Below are 15,413 nucleotides of genomic sequence, written 5' to 3'. Positions count from 1 at the left end.
AATGATGATGGAACATTACCGGTTTTGTGAAATTGTCTTTCCTTGAGCAGCAATCTTTGTCCAATGTGCTCCCTTGTCAATGCTTAAATACACGTCTTTTTCAAAAGTGGAAAACACTAATTCCATTTGGTTTTCAGGATTTTGAGCAATATAGGATATCGCGTCTTTCTCCCCAAGATCAGGTACTGACAATGTGGATGTTTGCTTGCCATCTTGGTCTAATACATAAATGACCGGTCTTTCTTTTAAGCCTCCAACTAAGATCTCGCCATCCTTGCTAAATGCAACAGCAGTTGTAAACACCCCCGAAATAGACTGATCGAAGGATTGTCCACTATTTCGCGATACATATAACCCGCTTTTCCCGCCAACCGCAACGATGGCAGGGTCTATAGGATGAGCGGCTACAGCCGTCAGCTCGCCCTCAAAACCTGACATCTCGCTTTTACTCCATGATTTTGCATCATCCTTGGAGACATATAAGCCGGGAGTTTGCATTCTGGAATTCGACTCAGGGTTAAAGGCATAGATCACATGGGAATGATATCCCACAGCCATCGCGTGGAAATCCATCTCGCCGTAAAGATCTAGAAATTGGAGCGTCTTACCGTTATCTGTACTTTTAGCTACACCGAACGGGTTCTTTAGTTCAGAGCCAAGAGCAGGATGACCGCTTGTATAAAACCCGTTATCGACCATATTAAAGCCCATATAGTCGTGTGGAGCCCCATTTTCACTTCTCCATTTTCCTTCTGAATACACTTTTAGTCCATCATGAGCCGGAATAAAAATGTTTTTCCCATCCTTGCTGTATCCGAGTCCATGAATATGTGTTAATGAAATAGCTCCGCCGTCAGAACTCCTGTTGATAGCAAATAAACTACCCGATGCGACAGAGGCAACCAAAGATATAGCCAACATCCATTTCGTTAGTTTCCGCCTGGAGAAAATAAACCAAAATACAACTGCGAGCAAGAAAAGAATGCTTCCATAAAAAATATAGCTATACAATTTAACTTCATTTTGATGTTCAGCTTCTGACCCATGAGCCAACGCATTCAGCGGCATTAAGGTCATCGCTATGCTTGCGGCAATCAGCATTTTATTCCAAATTTTATTCACGATTAATCTCCTTTTCTGCGTTTCAATATCAAAAATATAGCGCCAACAATAAATATAGGTGTGCCGATCCACATACAAACATTAAATAGCGAATGTAAATACGGCACAATTCCTTCGGTTTTCATCAAACTTGCCGAAGATAGGGTCAAGCATGAAACACCGATCAGCAAGAGGGCTACGGCTATGATCCAATCTGTCCGCTTCAACTTTCGCCCTCCTGCGCAAGGAATGTTAGTTGAAAAGTCGTTCCGTAACCGGGTTGGCTGGAAACGCTCACCTTCCCGCCTTGCATTTCCGTAAGTTTTTTAACGATAAAAAGCCCAAGTCCTGTTCCGCCAATTTCTTGTGAACGGGATTTATCCCCACGGTAAAAGCGGTCAAAAATATAGGAAAGATCTTCGTTTGGAATACCTATTCCTGTGTCTTGAATCGTAATCACGATACAATGGTCCGAAGCTTTTACAGCAGCATGGATCTCGCCATCCGAAGTGTATCTTACGGCATTGTCTAAGAGGTTGGATATAATCTGTTCCATCCGCAAACCATCGGCATAAAGTAAAGGAATTTCTCCTTCGGCTGAAACGTTCAACAAGATCCCTTTCTTCTCAGTAATGGATTTATACTTATCCACTACGTTTTCAAGCAAATCAACCATATCCACCCACTCGAAAACGAGTTCGATTTTACCTTCGTCCATTCTAGCCAGTTGAAAAATGTCCTCGATAAGATGGACGATGCGATCAGACTCTGCGTAGATGAGTCCCGCGATCTTTTCCCGCTCCCCGTCTGTATGAACCATTCCTTCCTTCAACACTTCTGCATAACCCTTTATATAAGCAACGGGGGTTCGCAGGTCATGGGAGATATTCGCGAAAAATTGTTTCCGGGTATCATCATAATGTTTTAAATTGGAAGCCATTTGATTGATCGAATGTGCCAATGCTCCGATTTCATCGCCAGAAGATATGGTCACTCGGGTTTCAAGTTCACCCTTCGCAATTTTATTTGTTGCCCTTCCCATTTGAATCAAAGGAACGGAAAGCTTTTTGGTTACAACAAACGTGATCGCGAGCGCTAGAAAAAAGGCACCGATTCCTGCAAAAATCAGCAAATATTGAACCTGTCGCAAGGATTTGTCTAGTTCAGAGGCGGAAGACAGCACAAGAACTCCGCCGCGAAATAGATCCTTATTAAAAATGCCACTACCGGCAACGAGATACCGCTCCCCGCTAGAGGGCTCCATATACTCCACACGAAGAGGCTCTTTGCTTATAAGAACCTGAAGACTGTCTGCAGGAATGCTGTATCCAGCAGGAATCATTGGCATTCCGGTGCTTAATTCGATCCGTCCGGTTGCGTCCACAATAAACATTTTCTCATCTGAAAATTTCGCCATCATTTCAATCATCCGATACGCTTCATTATTCACAGAAGACGACAATGTATTGGCATATTGAAGAGCAGTTTGATCAATTTCTTCTTGGACATGACGAATATGAAACCCCGTAAAAATTTGTTGAGTCACATATCCAACGGGCAGTAAAACGGCTGCAAACATGAAAATAAAAGTAAGCGCCAGTTTGAAACCGATACGATTCCATTTCATGTTGCTTCCAATCCCCGAAATCGATATCCTACCCCCCAGATGGTCTCGATAGGGGAGGGAGAAATTCCAGCACGTTTTAATTTGTCTCTAATATTTTTTACATGGGTATCTACGGTCCGAATGTCACCTATAAAATCTTGCCCCCAGACCTGATCAAGTAAGAGCTCTCTATCAAATACTCTTCGTGGATGTCGAGCCAAATACAGCAGTAAGTCAAATTCTTTCGGTGCAAAATCCGCCGTTTCTTTCCCCCGAACAAGCACTTGCCGGCTTTCTGGAACAATCACTACTTGTCCAAAAGCTACTTTTTCAGAAAAACCCGTCGTTTCTTCATAACCAGCTCTTCTAATAAGAGCATTCAGCCGTGCAATCAATTCTTCCGGTTCAAACGGCTTGACCAGATAATCATCTGCTCCGAGTGTAAGTCCGTACACCTTATCCTTTGTTTCTGATCTTGCTGTCAGCATGAGGATAGGTACTTTGAACACCTCCCGAATTTTTCGACAAACTTCCCACCCATCCATATCGGGAAGCATAATATCAAGTATAATGGCATGGAATGATTGTTCTTTGACAAGATTTAGCGCTTCATTCGCATTTCTTGCATCACTCATTTCAAAACCATGCTTAGTCAGATGGAGGCGAATCAATTCCCTCATTTTCCAATCATCGTCTACAATTAACACTTTACTCATGGTTAACTCCTTTTCTCCTAACACTCATCATCATCGTACAACAAATATTTGATGAAATGATGATGGAATTGAAAATAACGTGCAAACCTATTTTCCGTTTGCACGTTATTGATTATGTTATTTCATTTCTTGTACTTTTAGCAATCGCAAGCTGTTTAAAGTGACAAGCAATGTTGCACCCAGATCCGCGAATATAGCGAGCCACAGCGTTAACCATCCTGGGACAATGAATATTAGTGCCAGAACTTTAATCCCAAGCGAGAAGGTTATATATTTGAATATATATTTATGGATCAGAGAGAATGTTCAAGATTTCGTTTCATTTATACATCCTTTATATATATGAGATAGATATAATATGGTTTATGAAAGCAATCCAAATAATCAAGGGGGATACGAAAATGCTTAAACGTTTTGTCCTATTTAGCCTCATGCTTATGTTTTTTATACCAACATCGGTTTTTGCCCATACAGGATTGAAAAGTTCAACTCCTAGCAAAGGCGAAAACATCGCAAAAGAAGTTAAGGAAATAACCATGCAGTTCAATACCGACCTTGGATCATTAAGCACCTTTGATTTAACCAACAATCAAGGTCAAAAAATCAAACCGGAAAAGGTAGCCGTCGAAGGAAGCGATTTAAAAGGAACCCTTGCGCAGCCTCTAGCCAATGGAGAATACACCGTTCATTGGAAAATCATAGGGACGGATAGTCACCCTGTTGAAGGAAATTATGTTTTTACGGTAAATAGTGCAGAAACAGTTAACCCGGCGCCTGCTGCACCAGAAACCGTGAAACCGGAACCCGCCGCGGCTGCAACTCCTGTAGAGGAAAAGCCGTTAGCTGAGGATAACGGAACATCTTTATATGTAATCATTGCAGCCATTTTTCTAGGAATTGTAACTTCTTTATTATTTAGGTCTAGGAGCCGAAAGTAATGGTTTATGTTACGGAAGCACTTCTCTATGTTAGTTTCTCCGTTCTACTCGGAGGATTAATCATTGGACTTATTCCAGAGGATAAACGTCCACATATCGTTGTACCCCAAAGTGTATTAATCGCTGCATGCGCAGCTATTCCAATACTCTCTTTCTTTCCGGTACATGTAGCCATCAAATTTTTCGCGAATGCTTTTGAAGATACTTACTGGAGTCTTATTGATGATGTATTAATAAACATTAATGTTGGAAACGCTTGGCTATGGTCCATTGGATTAACCATTCCGCTGATGATGTTATTCTTGGTTAAAGCCTTCAAAGATGATAAAACCACGCCCTACGTCGCCATCGTATTCACGTTAGCGCAAATTGTGGCATTTGGTTGGGCAAGCCATTCTTCTGGCATGTATCGTTGGGAAGGATTTCTTTTGCATACGGCTCATTTTCTTGCCGTCGTCGTTTGGATTGGATTATTATTCGTCACCGGCCGGTTTGCGAAGGACAATCGAAATTGGGAAGCCTTCTTGAAATGGTTTAGTCCTTTATCTATGATTTGTGTCGGGGTTACGATCTTAGCTGGTTTTATGATGATGAATTTATTGGAACCGAATTACGTACACTCTTGGGTATTTTCTTATGGACAAGCTCTACTGATAAAACATTTGCTCATCATACCGCTGCTTATTTTTGCGTTCTTTAATGGTTTCTTGATCAAAAATAAATTAAAGCGTAACCCGCAATTTAATCCAGTCTCATGGCTGAGGGCTGAAAGCATGATTGCATTTCTCATATTTTCAATTACAGCCATCATGGGGCAACAAACCCCATCACATGATATAGCCGAAGCATTAGAATTTGGTTTACAGCCATCCCAGCTCTTTTCCTTATTCTTTCGTGGCGAAGTTAGCCCCGACACATTATTACAATTAAGCCTCAGTCCACTGAGTGTTACCTTTGCCACCGTTTCAGTATTATCACTCATATTGATGCTTTACTTCTTCTATAAAAAAGAACGATATGTCCCGGTTTTGATGATGAGCCTATTGTTTGTAATAACAACGTACTTATCATTAATGCTTGGGATTAAATAGGAAGTAAAAAGAGACCGGGTCGTTTTTTGACTTCCGGTCTTTTAATATGGTTGTTAGCTAGCAAGCAGATAACGGTATCTAATCGAAAAACGAAGAAGTTCTTGCATTGCTTATAGATGACTTCCTCTCCCAAGATTGTATCAAAATAATCCTATTGAGAGCCGATGCAGACCATTCGATGTAACTTACTCGGGTCAAGGCTTTTAATCATTTGAGCAATCCAGCTTTTTCATTAAACAACCTCTGTCCTTCAGTAAATTTACAAAAAAGAAAGCACCCGCCTTCAAACAGATCCTCTTAATGGGTCTATGTTTGAGCGCTGGTGCTTCCGGTTCGCAAGTTTCACTTAAAGTTGTTCATTCTAGATATTATGAATTAAATCCTTTATTGAAAATCTTCTCAAGCGCCTCACGTTGCGGAGGCTTGATATTTACTTTAGGACGAATGCTTTTTGCAATCGCTTCTGCTTCATCTATCGTTTGACTTTTACCTAATGTAATTAATGTTCCAACGGCAACAGCACCCGCTCTACCCCCGCCGCCACCACAGTGAAATCCAACCTTCTTACCGCTATTATAAGCCTCTACAACGTGGTTTATCGCCTGTTGGAGCAGCTGATCTTGGGGAGCTTCAGCATTATCTCCAAGAGGCACTTGAATCCATTCTGCATTGGCAGTTGGATCCGCGCATTCGGTGGCTTCGCCGCGCAAATCAACAATAACTTCAACGCCTTCATTCTTCACCATGTCTTTAACATCCGCGGTTCCGCCAAAGAAGATTTTATCTTCAAGAAGACTTTGATAATTCTTTTCCATATCATTCTCTCCTTATTTCTTTTTAAATGCAGTAAATTCAATAGCTACTGGAGCCGAAGGTGGCGCGCAGCAGAGCGACAGATCCTGAGGTTCACCAGCGGATTCGAACTCCGAATCCTCCTTTGTGAAAAACACTTCCCAAGCGTTGCCGTCCGGATCGTAAACCCACACTTTATCTTGAACCGCGTAGCAGCAAGTGGTGTTCATCTCATCAATTAAAAGAAGTCCGGACTCACGTAAACGCTCACCCATCGCAAGCACTTCTTCGGTGTTATTAACTTGAAAGCCCAAATGGTTGAGTACACCTTTTTTCTCAAATGGACGAACATTGAGGGAAAAGTGAAGCGCTGGATCGTCCAATTCAAACTTAGCGTAATTCTCTTTAATCTTGGTCGGCTCCGTTCCGAAGAATGCCCGATAAAAATCCAGTGATTTGTCTAAATCGCTGCAGTTTAGCGCCACATGCATCCGTTTAACCATCGTTACCCCTCCTTATTTTCCTTCTTTAACAAATAGCTCAATACGGTCTTTGATGGAGTCACGGACTTCACGGAATTTCGTGATAATCTCTTCCTCTGTACCCGTCGCTTTTGCCGGATCCTCAAAGCCCCAGTGCCATTTTACAACATTTTTATTAGAAATCACCGGGCAATGCTCGTCAGCGTGTCCGCAGAGCGTAATAACATAATCTGCACGGTTTAAAATTTCCGGATCGATGACATCGGACGTATGGCTGCTGATATCCACACCGGCTTCTTTCATCACCTGATCCGCTCGGGGATTTAAGCCATGAGCTTCGAGACCTGCGCTCTTCACTTCGTATTTGTCGCTCCCCAATGCTTTTAAAAATCCGTCGGCAATTTGGCTTCTGCAAGAGTTTCCTGTGCACAAAAAGTAAACTAGCGGTTTTTTCTCCATGATGAAATTCTCCTTTTGTATTATCTAGTGTAGAAAACAATTAAGCACCTTGATGTTCTCATTTGGTTTGTGTTTTACCTAATAAGGTTTTGATCGTCATCATCACAATGATTGCAATCACGATAACAATGGCCACAATGATTAACCATACATTGACGTTTAACGTTTGAATAACATACAGCCACAAGTACAGACCTGTTAGTGTAATGAACAATGTAGGAAGCGTTAATATGATGCCGATTTTAAAATAGGTACCCCATGTGATTCTGACGTCTTTTCGGGCTAACACATGCAGCCAAAGAAGGGTCGCCAAGGAACCGATAGGCGTTATTTTCGGACCTAAATCCGAGCCGATCACATTAGCATAAATCAGTGCCTCGCGGATCACGCCTTGGGTTTGTGTTCCTTGGATCGCGAGTGCATCGATCATCACGGTCGGCATATTATTCATTAGCGACGACAAGAGCGCAGCAATAAAACCCATTCCTATTGTAGCCGCGAATAAACCTTGGTCTGCAACCGCTTGAATGACGCTTCCTAATGCATCCGTAAGTCCTGCATTTCTTAATCCGTAAACAACCACATACATACCAATCGAGAAAATAACAACCGCCCACGGAGCGCCCTTCACGAGTTTCCAAGTATGAATCGCCGGGCTTTTTCTCGCGGCGATTAGAAATGCAATAGCAGCAATCCCAGCTACGATAGATACGGGGATCGAGAAAAATTCACTTACGAAATACGCTACAAGCAGTGCAGCCAAAATGATCCAAGATAATTTAAACAACCTGATATCCTTAATGGCTTCATTTGGCTTTTTTAGCTGCGTAAGATTATAATCTTTTGGGATACTTTTGCGGAAAAACAGATACAAAACGACAAGACTTGAGATAATCGAAAAGAAATTTGGAATAATCATGCGGCTGGCATATTCCGCAAAACCGATTCCGAAATAATCGGCAGACACGATATTAACTAGGTTGCTTACTACAAGCGGCAAGGATGCCGTATCGGCAATAAAGCCACTTGCCATAATAAACGGCAGTACCATTTTTGCATCAAACTTAAGTGCCCGGACCATCGCCAGTACAATGGGCGTAATAATAAGAGCTGCCCCATCGTTGGCAAAAAGGGCTGCGACAGCGGCTCCAAGCAAAATAATGTAAACGAACATGAGCGTGCCGTTTCCATTTGCTAGCCGCGCCATATGTAAGGCCGCCCATTCAAAAAATCCAATTTCATCAAGTACCAGTGAAATCAAGATAATGGCTACAAATGCCAGGGTAGCATTCCACACGATACCGGTTACGGTCCCGACATCTGTGAAGCTAACGACACCAAATAGTAAGGCAAGTATAGCTCCACCGGCTGCGGACCAGCCGATATTTAAGCCTTTCGGTTGCCAGATTACAAACGTTAATGTCACTAGAAAAATAATAAAAGCAGTAGTTGCCATTGGTCCTCCGACTATTCGCAGCAGTTATTTTTAGTTTCGATTTCTTTTAAAGACGGGATATAATTTAAAAGGTCTCGAAGATACGGCTTATCTTCAATTTTCAAGGAATAATAAATCCATTGTCCCTGTCTCTTTTCACTAACCAATCCGCCAGCTTTTAACTTTCTCAAATGCTGGCTGATGCCGGGCTGGGACATGCCTATAAACTCAACGATGTCGCATACACAAAGCTCTTTTTCTTTTAAGAGCGCTACGATCGTGAGCCTTGTTTTATCACCAAGTAATTTGAATATCTCTGACATCTCTTGGATTTGTTCCATCTCTTTGCTCTCCATGATGACCATTTTGGTAATATGTACCCCCAAAGACTCATTTTAAATAATAAAATAAATATATAAGAAAATGATTATATATTCAATAGCTTATATTTTAATTAATTGTAAATGAGATTACATTTGTAAGTTACTCTTCTTCCAACGAAAAAGCCCCTACTCAAAGCCTCCAAAGCGAGGGTCTTTAACTTGTTGCACCAATGCTTAATATCCGTCAAATGCCATTACAAAATTCACCGGGCTAGGTTACAGGGATAACCGTCCCATCTGGATATTCTTTGACAATGTATCCGTCGCAATCTTTGTACACAATATATTTCCCTTTTGCTTTTGCTTCGCGTTTCTCATACTGCCCAGTTATTTAATGGCCGTTGTTATTTTGATAAGAGTATTTATATATAATTTTTCGCCGAATTCATCGAGATTATCTACGTAATCCTCTTCTAGGATCATGTCCAAATCGTCCGATATCCAACCTTTAGGGATAAAGGGGTCAATGTTGAATCAGAAAAAATTATTGGGACTGAAGGATTCTCGGTCTAATACTTTATTTTTTAGTCTCATCCTTTATTTTCACTAGACAGCAAAACGATATCGAATCTGTTTGAATTCCTCGCGCACAAAGAAATGTACCCGGAGCGTCGATAGTTCCGGGACCGCTGGGATAAAATGCAAACCATCTTCTCATACTATGTGTGAGAAAATGGAGGTGAATGTTATGCCAAAAAATAGCGCCGATCCCAAAATGGACCGCGCAGATAATCGTGCAGATAAGAAGGACAATCAACAGAATAATGATAATTTCACTGAAGAAGCTCAGACGTTGACAAGCAATAAAGCGGCCGATTATGTCCCAAGTTTAAATGGTATTCCCAAAAATGAAATTTAAGTAGCATCAAGGCTGCTCTAACGTCTTGACGGGAAAGCAGCCTTTCTAATGTTTTAATAATATATTGAAAGGTTAACCACGCAGCCTCGTGGAGCCTAAGGTAAATAAATGCATTGGACTCTCACTGTTTTTAAGCTCTAAGGCTTGTCCACCTCTATTTCCACAAAGGTTTTAATTTGATATCTTCCTGTCTTAACAACCAAAACCCGCCACTGTAAAACAAATGATTTACATCGGACTTTGAACATAACGTCTTGACTATATGAGCTACTAAGCGAAGGTTATGCTCAATCAATAGATTACGAGAATGTTGATTCCCCTGCGCCATCAGCCTCAGGTGTTTTTCCTCCTCGTCTTCCGCAAGCGGTTGAGGGAAAGCATTGTTCTTTACATAGGAAACCAGCAGCATTAATTCCTTGATAAACAAAGCGATTGCACTGAAAAAACCTGGCACTAACCAACACCTCCCGGAAGTCTAAAAGCGGTACGATGAGTCTTTACCATTGTATGTGGGTGTGAGCCTATAAGTGCATGTACTAAATAAATTCAATTGATCGAGTACGGTACTGCGGTTATGGCCTGCAGCTCAGGGGGATACCATTGAAGATGCCGTGCTGACAAAGCTTTGACCGTCAAACTCGGGGATCATTCAAAGGCAATTCTGGCTCTATCGAGAACACTGATCGGATAATAAAGAATTCGCGAACAAGGATTCAAACAAAAATGATAAAGGAGCTGCATCGCAGCTCCTTTATTTCTTCTTGTATGTTAAAGGTATGGACTTCTTCCCTAGCTTTCCTCTTTTTCTGAATCCTTCTCTTTTTCACTAGCCGATAGTACGCTAGAATAATAATTAATTATATCATCAATTGTAGCAAAATTAGCTTGATTTTCAGAACCTTTTGTATCTATCTGTTTGACACTTCTCTCTACTTTTAATTTAAAGCTTCTTTCAGAGCTTTTCCTGCTGAGAAAACCGGAATTTTACCTGCAGGTAGTTCTATTTCTTGACCCGTTTTACGGCTTCTTCCTATACGGGCTTCACGATCACGTACGTCAAAATTACCAAAACCGTTGAGTTGAACGTCTTCTCCTTGTTTCAAAGCATCAAAAATCGAATCCAATACGCTGGCAACCGCCTTTTCGGCATCCTTTTTTGAAAAACCGCTTGATTTTGCGACTTTTTCTATCAAATCGTCTCGATTCATTCTTAACACCTCGCTTTATATATAATTATATTCCATTTCACAACGGTACATGCCCATTTCATTACCCTATAGGGAGGGTTCTACTTAAATAAAAGAAAAGCTGCTCCTACAACGTCAGGAGCAGCTTGATGCGCATCTTAATAAATTTTCGTAACGTTCTCTGCTTGTGGTCCGCGGTTACCTTGTGTCACATTAAACTGAACACGTTGACCTTCATCCAATGACTTATAACCGTCACCTTGGATCGCGCTAAAATGCACGAATACGTCAGCCCCGCCTTCAACTTCGATAAAACCAAAACCTTTTTCAGCGTTAAACCATTTTACTGTTCCTGTTTCCATTTGTAGTTCCTCCAAAAATAAATTTGTAACATGATCATTTTTCTCTAAAATAAAAAAATTCACACATTGAAAAAAATTCCATCATATAATGAGATCCTTTTCAATTTGCGAATTTTGTTTCCATCTCAATATTCTTTAAATCTAACACAATTATTTCAAAAAAGCAAAGTTTTCGGTATTAAAATTACCTATGTCTCCTGTTTTTTGATTGCTTCTCCAAGCAACGATCATCCGCTCCGCTTAAAGTACGTGGCTAATTGGTTGCGGGGGCAGGATTTGAACCTGCGGCCTTCGGGTTATGAGCCCGACGAGCTACCGGGCTGCTCCACCCCGCGATAATTAAATAACAACAACATCTTCATCCAGAAATTTAAATATATACTATAATTTCTAATTACGCAAGTCGGAAAGCATATTCTCTTTATAATACCTCAAAGAAATCCATTTTCATGCAATTATTCGATCCGATGAAGAAGAGTATACATTCTCAATAAAAAGGGATATAATAAAATAAGTAAAGAAAGTAGGGAAAGTAAGGAAAGGTAATTTTGCCAAGCTAATAATAATTTCTAAAAAGTCCAAAAAACCAAAAGATGGGTGAAAAAAATGGAGATTTCTAGAATAAGTAGCAAAGGACAAGTCACCATTCCAAAGAGCATTCGTGAATTATTAGAAGTGGATGCGGGGGATCGTATTCTTTTTATAGAAGAAAATGGACGTGCATATATAGCCAAAGCCAGCTTGGTTGCGCTAAATGATTATCAATTGAACATGACAAAGGGTGCTAGAAATCAGGGAATTTCCAAACAGGAATTTGAAAATAAACAGGCAATAAATCAAGAGGATTCCTGGGGCAAACCCAGAGTTAAAAATTAGGTAGGAGAAGGGCGGTGTTCATCGACGAGATGAAAACTTTTGGAGAGCAGTTGAAACCACAAATGTTTAACCGAAAAAAATAGCAAGCAAATAAAGATTAGAATTTTCGGAAATAATGATTGGGAGGAAAGATAAACATGAAGGTGCAATTATGGTTTACAGCACAGGGACAGCAGGCGATCAATGAATTCGAAAACGACGAGCTTATCGAGTCCTTCTCAAGGCATATGAAAACATTAACGAAGAAGTATATGGTGCTCACCTCGGTGCCCCTCGACGAGAATCAAGATATCGCTTCCGCGGGTGTTCTGAATGTGATTTTGGAAAAAAAATCGACGGAAGTGGATATGTTTTTTCGTGAGTTGGGAAGGGATATGAAAAATCCGCTGAACAAACGATTTGACGGGAAGCTAGGCAACATTTTCAAGACGAAAATGGTCATTGAAAATCGTTCTAACTAGCAAAAAAAAAATGACCTTAAGTCACACATTATAAGATGTATCGCGGAGCTAGAGGGATACATCTTATAATGTGTGATTTTTTTTGCTAAAGGGCTTATAAGAACTGTTCTTTATAATTGAGCTGTTCTTTCCATTTAAGTTTAGCGGTTAAGCGGTATTGTGATGTGCTACCCGCATCTGGATACATAAGCAACCCATGACAATCACCCCCGATCAAGAGAGATCGCGGGTGATCGTAAGCAAGCAGCAGGACCTAATAACCCTATGAATAAGCCTTCAACACCTCCTGCAGACGGAAAGCGACTGTCATTTTCCCTTCCAGCTTCAAATCACCAGACATATACGCGGCAGCCGCATTCAGTTGTCGGTTCATCAGCTTGCGAAGCGTCCCCTCCGACATGGTTAGCTTGCAATCTGCCGGGTAATGCAGCCCCTCCTTGATGTCCACCTGCCCTCCATGAAAACGAACCTGCAAAATGTTGTCTTCTGACAAATTGAATTGATACACCACATTTAGCGATCGGATCGGTTCAGGGCTGCCGTTCATTCGATCCGCAAGTCGTTGAAGCTCATCCCGAATAGCCATAGCTCACCTCGTTTGTCAACTGAATCAGGTGTCAGGGCACCAAGCGTCGTTCGTTCGCAAAATCCCTACCAATACACCGCGATCATCTCCCGGATGGAACTGGACTCTTTCTTTTTTACGGTTCTTCTGCACTCCTCTCCTATTCATGCTTTCACCTTAGGTGGCTCATGATCGGCCTAGCTGTCCGTCGTGTCGTCATCGGTCCTTTTCATTTCTTCCTCCACAAGCTTTCTTCTCAGCACCTTGCCTATTAGGGATTTGGGCAATGCATCGCGAAATTCGTAGACGTGCGGCACCTTGTAGGCTGCAAGCCGATTGCGGCACCAGCTGTTTAATTCTTCCGCACCCGCTTCACTGTTTTTTTTCATCACCAAATAAGCCTTGACCGTCTCCCCGCGATAGAGGTCATGTACCCCGGCCACCACGGCCTCTTCAACCTCAGGATGCTCGTAAAGGACCTCCTCGACTTCACGCGGATAGACGTTATAGCCGCCAGCGATAATTAAATCCTTTTTACGGTCCAGAATATAGAAAAAACCATCTTGATCCATTTTTGCCATATCTCCAGTATACAGCCAACCGTCTCGTAAAGCGGACTCTGTCTCCTCCGGACGGTTCCAATAACCTTTCATGACCTGCGGTCCCCGAATGATCAGCTCACCGATCTCTCCCACCGGCAGTTCCTTTCCTTGATTATCAGGATCCACGATTCGTGCTTCCGTATCGGGAAAGGGGATGCCAATCGATCCGATTTTTCGTTGCTCCCATATATTATTCGCATGGGTGACCGGCGACGCCTCCGTTAAGCCGTAGCCTTCGACCAGTCTGGCACCCGTCATCGCTTCAAACCGCTGCTGAATCTCCACCGGAAGAGGAGCCGCTCCGCTGACACAGACCTCCAACGACGATAAGTTGAAGCGCATCGTTTGCAGATGATTGATCAAGGTCATATACATCGTTGGGGCTCCCGGGAAGACGGTTGGCTTCACCCGACGCATGGTTTCGAGAAGCAAGTTAATTTCAAAACGCGGCAGCAGCGCCATCTTTCCAGCTAAATATACCGATTGATTCAGCAGCACCGTCAAGCCAAACACATGGAAGAATGGCAAGGCGGACAAATAAACTTCATTGGTTTGTTTAGAACGATACGACCATAGACGGTTTTGAATCGTATTGACAACCAAGTTATAATGCGTCAGCATCACACCTTTGGCCCGCCCGGTCGTCCCGCCGGTATACTGAATAAGTGCCAGGTCATGCTCCGGGTCCAGCTTCACGCCGCAAGGATCTGGAGAGGCCCTGCCCAGCAGCTTCACAAAAGAATATACACCGTCCCCGTAAATCACTTCCCGCTTCATCTTTTTAAGTCGTGCAAACAGCGGATAAAGCCAGTTTTGCGGTATCGGCATGTAATCTTTGATCGACGTTACGATCAACTGTCGGATTCCTGCTGGTTCCATCACCTTGTATACTCGCTCAAACAGCAAATCCAAGGTCACGATCACCTTTGCCCCGGCGTCCTTGATCTGGTACTCCAGCTCACGCGGCGTGTACATCGGATTCGTCATCACCACCACTCCGCCCATAAGCAAGGTGCCAAAATAAGCGATCACCGTCTGTGGGCAATTAGGCAGCATAATCGCTACGCGATCTCCTTTACGCACGCCGAGCTGGCTCAACGCATTTGCAAATCGGTAAGACAAATCAAGCAGCTCCTGGTAAGATAACGTCTTACCCAAAAAATCCAAAGCCGTATGCTTCGGATATGTTTGAGCAGATTCCTTCAAAAAATGCGCCAAATTTTGCTTTGGATAATCAAAGGTCGGTGGCACCTCAGCAGGATAATGCTTAAGCCAAGGTTTGCTAGTCATTGAAACCACCTCCACATCGCGCTTGTCAAGTCAGGTTGTGCATGGAGAATCAATTACATATGAATCACCTTGTTTATCCAAGGTTGTCCGTAAACGTTTACATTCTCCTGTAATGGATATGATATGATACGGAATTCCCTAATATGCCTTTGGTCTTACCGCACGCTATCCTCATCATGGAATCTGTAACTAAAAAAAGCGCCCATCG

At 42.2% G+C, this 15,413-nt stretch carries 18 protein-coding genes, 1 tRNA gene and 1 pseudogene; 5 read left to right on the top strand and 15 right to left on the bottom strand.

Going from position 1 to position 15,413, the window contains the following annotated elements:
• Window positions 1–15 precede the first annotated feature (15 nt).
• From JOE45_RS00215 to JOE45_RS00200, 4 genes are read right to left on the bottom strand one after another with little or no spacing between them, the layout of a single operon-like run.
• Complete coding sequence (locus JOE45_RS00215; RefSeq protein WP_210022093.1) at window positions 16–1,122, bottom strand: F510_1955 family glycosylhydrolase; 1,107 nt, start codon at window positions 1,120–1,122, stop codon at window positions 16–18.
• 2 nt (window positions 1,123–1,124) lie between these two features.
• The gene (locus JOE45_RS00210; RefSeq protein ID WP_210022094.1) at window positions 1,125–1,328 is read right to left on the bottom strand and encodes a hypothetical protein; all 204 of its coding nucleotides are present in this window, start codon (window positions 1,326–1,328) and stop codon (window positions 1,125–1,127) included.
• On the bottom strand, window positions 1,325–2,728 hold the full coding sequence (locus JOE45_RS00205; protein WP_210022095.1) for a sensor histidine kinase: 1,404 nt from the start codon (window positions 2,726–2,728) through the stop codon (window positions 1,325–1,327). The genes JOE45_RS00210 and JOE45_RS00205 overlap by 4 nt, the downstream gene beginning before the upstream one ends.
• Entirely contained in the window at window positions 2,725–3,423 is a 699-nt protein-coding gene (locus JOE45_RS00200; protein WP_210022096.1) for a response regulator transcription factor, read from the bottom strand. Before JOE45_RS00200 ends, JOE45_RS00205 begins: the two co-directional genes overlap by 4 nt.
• Window positions 3,424–3,824: 401 nt before the next feature.
• Between JOE45_RS00200 and JOE45_RS00195 the strand changes: the two genes are divergently transcribed.
• Window positions 3,825–4,361 carry a copper resistance CopC family protein gene (locus JOE45_RS00195; RefSeq protein ID WP_210022097.1) on the top strand — a complete coding sequence of 179 codons (537 nt, stop codon included), beginning with the start codon at window positions 3,825–3,827 and terminating at the stop codon, window positions 4,359–4,361.
• Window positions 4,361–5,452 (top strand): copper resistance D family protein, encoded by a 1,092-nt coding sequence (locus tag JOE45_RS00190; protein ID WP_210022098.1) that lies wholly within the window; start codon window positions 4,361–4,363, stop codon window positions 5,450–5,452. The genes JOE45_RS00195 and JOE45_RS00190 overlap by 1 nt, the downstream gene beginning before the upstream one ends.
• 368 nt (window positions 5,453–5,820) lie before the next feature.
• On the opposite strand, the gene JOE45_RS00185 is transcribed toward JOE45_RS00190, so the two are convergent.
• From JOE45_RS00185 to JOE45_RS00165, 5 genes are read right to left on the bottom strand one after another with little or no spacing between them, the layout of a single operon-like run.
• The gene (locus tag JOE45_RS00185) at window positions 5,821–6,267 is read right to left on the bottom strand and encodes a protein-tyrosine phosphatase family protein (protein WP_210022099.1); all 447 of its coding nucleotides are present in this window, start codon (window positions 6,265–6,267) and stop codon (window positions 5,821–5,823) included.
• A gap of 12 nt (window positions 6,268–6,279) precedes the next feature.
• A complete protein-coding gene (locus tag JOE45_RS00180) occupies window positions 6,280–6,747 on the bottom strand; it encodes an ArsI/CadI family heavy metal resistance metalloenzyme (RefSeq protein WP_210022100.1) in 468 nt (155 codons plus the stop codon).
• A gap of 12 nt (window positions 6,748–6,759) precedes the next feature.
• Window positions 6,760–7,185 carry an arsenate reductase (thioredoxin) gene (arsC, locus tag JOE45_RS00175; protein WP_210022101.1) on the bottom strand — a complete coding sequence of 142 codons (426 nt, stop codon included), beginning with the start codon at window positions 7,183–7,185 and terminating at the stop codon, window positions 6,760–6,762.
• Between the two features lie 58 nt (window positions 7,186–7,243).
• Complete coding sequence (locus tag JOE45_RS00170; RefSeq protein ID WP_210022102.1) at window positions 7,244–8,641, bottom strand: arsenic transporter; 1,398 nt, start codon at window positions 8,639–8,641, stop codon at window positions 7,244–7,246.
• A gap of 11 nt (window positions 8,642–8,652) precedes the next feature.
• Window positions 8,653–8,961, bottom strand: a complete 309-nt coding sequence (locus tag JOE45_RS00165) for an ArsR/SmtB family transcription factor (protein WP_210022103.1) — start codon at window positions 8,959–8,961, stop codon at window positions 8,653–8,655.
• A 730-nt stretch (window positions 8,962–9,691) separates the two neighbouring features.
• On the opposite strand from JOE45_RS00165, the gene JOE45_RS00160 reads away from it, so the two are divergent.
• The gene (locus JOE45_RS00160) at window positions 9,692–9,862 is read left to right on the top strand and encodes a hypothetical protein (RefSeq protein WP_210023622.1); all 171 of its coding nucleotides are present in this window, start codon (window positions 9,692–9,694) and stop codon (window positions 9,860–9,862) included.
• A 253-nt stretch (window positions 9,863–10,115) separates the two neighbouring features.
• Here the strand turns inward: JOE45_RS00160 and JOE45_RS00155 are convergent.
• The 4 genes and pseudogenes from JOE45_RS00155 to JOE45_RS00140 form a co-directional block, all read right to left on the bottom strand.
• Window positions 10,116–10,316, bottom strand: a pseudogene (locus JOE45_RS00155) (RNA polymerase subunit sigma-70); the annotation flags it as partial.
• Window positions 10,317–10,797: 481 nt separating this feature from the next.
• Window positions 10,798–11,070 carry an HU family DNA-binding protein gene (locus JOE45_RS00150; protein ID WP_210022104.1) on the bottom strand — a complete coding sequence of 91 codons (273 nt, stop codon included), beginning with the start codon at window positions 11,068–11,070 and terminating at the stop codon, window positions 10,798–10,800.
• A gap of 137 nt (window positions 11,071–11,207) precedes the next feature.
• Window positions 11,208–11,411, bottom strand: coding sequence for a cold-shock protein (locus JOE45_RS00145; protein ID WP_210022105.1), 204 nt, complete (start codon window positions 11,409–11,411; stop codon window positions 11,208–11,210).
• Window positions 11,412–11,669: 258 nt separating this feature from the next.
• Window positions 11,670–11,746: transfer RNA gene (locus JOE45_RS00140), tRNA-Met, on the bottom strand.
• Window positions 11,747–12,017: 271 nt separating this feature from the next.
• On the opposite strand from JOE45_RS00140, the gene JOE45_RS00135 reads away from it, so the two are divergent.
• Window positions 12,018–12,287 (top strand): AbrB/MazE/SpoVT family DNA-binding domain-containing protein, encoded by a 270-nt coding sequence (locus tag JOE45_RS00135; RefSeq protein WP_210022106.1) that lies wholly within the window; start codon window positions 12,018–12,020, stop codon window positions 12,285–12,287.
• A 137-nt stretch (window positions 12,288–12,424) separates the two neighbouring features.
• On the top strand, window positions 12,425–12,748 hold the full coding sequence (locus tag JOE45_RS00130) for a hypothetical protein (RefSeq protein WP_210022107.1): 324 nt from the start codon (window positions 12,425–12,427) through the stop codon (window positions 12,746–12,748).
• Between the two features lie 262 nt (window positions 12,749–13,010).
• On the opposite strand, the gene JOE45_RS00125 is transcribed toward JOE45_RS00130, so the two are convergent.
• Together JOE45_RS00125 and JOE45_RS00120 are read right to left on the bottom strand one after the other, a co-directional pair.
• Window positions 13,011–13,334: an SCP2 sterol-binding domain-containing protein gene (locus JOE45_RS00125; protein WP_210022108.1), complete on the bottom strand. Its 324-nt coding sequence runs from the start codon at window positions 13,332–13,334 to the stop codon at window positions 13,011–13,013.
• Window positions 13,335–13,510: 176 nt separating this feature from the next.
• On the bottom strand, window positions 13,511–15,205 hold the full coding sequence (locus tag JOE45_RS00120; protein WP_210022109.1) for a long-chain-fatty-acid--CoA ligase: 1,695 nt from the start codon (window positions 15,203–15,205) through the stop codon (window positions 13,511–13,513).
• Window positions 15,206–15,413 lie beyond the last annotated feature (208 nt).

Origin of the sequence: Paenibacillus sp. PvR098 (assembly GCF_017833255.1) — a bacterium.
In the GTDB taxonomy this organism is placed as follows: domain Bacteria; phylum Bacillota; class Bacilli; order Paenibacillales; family NBRC-103111; genus Paenibacillus_G.
This window is presented reverse-complemented; position numbering and strand designations above follow the sequence as displayed.